This is a genomic window from Massilia eburnea (assembly GCF_009720745.1).
In the GTDB taxonomy this organism is placed as follows: Bacteria; Pseudomonadota; Gammaproteobacteria; order Burkholderiales; family Burkholderiaceae_D; genus Rugamonas; species Rugamonas eburnea.
In genome coordinates, this window is record NZ_WNKX01000105.1 from 1 (window position 1) to 255 (window position 255).

Below are 255 nucleotides of genomic sequence, written 5' to 3' on the forward strand. Positions count from 1 at the left end.
TATCTAACGCCAGGTCGGCCACCAGCTTCTTGAGCTTCGCGTTCTCCTCCTCCAGCTGCTTGAGCCGTCGTACCTCCGATGGCCCCAGACCGCCGAATTTTTTCTTCCAGTTGTAAAACGTGGCATCTGAGATGCCCATCTTCCTGCAGACCTCGTCCACCGGGGTGCCCAGTTCTGCCTGCTTCAGGGCGTACGCGATCTGCTGTTCAGTAAACTTGCTTCTCTTCACGGCATGCCTCCCTTCTTGAGGTGAAA

The 255-nt window shown here is 56.1% G+C and carries 1 protein-coding gene; it reads right to left on the reverse strand.

Features of this window, described 5'->3' with window-relative positions:
- Positions 1 to 229, reverse strand: a 229-nt coding sequence (locus tag GM658_RS28755) for a transposase (protein WP_170299006.1), incomplete at its 3' end; no start/stop codon positions are given.
- Positions 230 to 255: the final 26 nt, after the last annotated feature.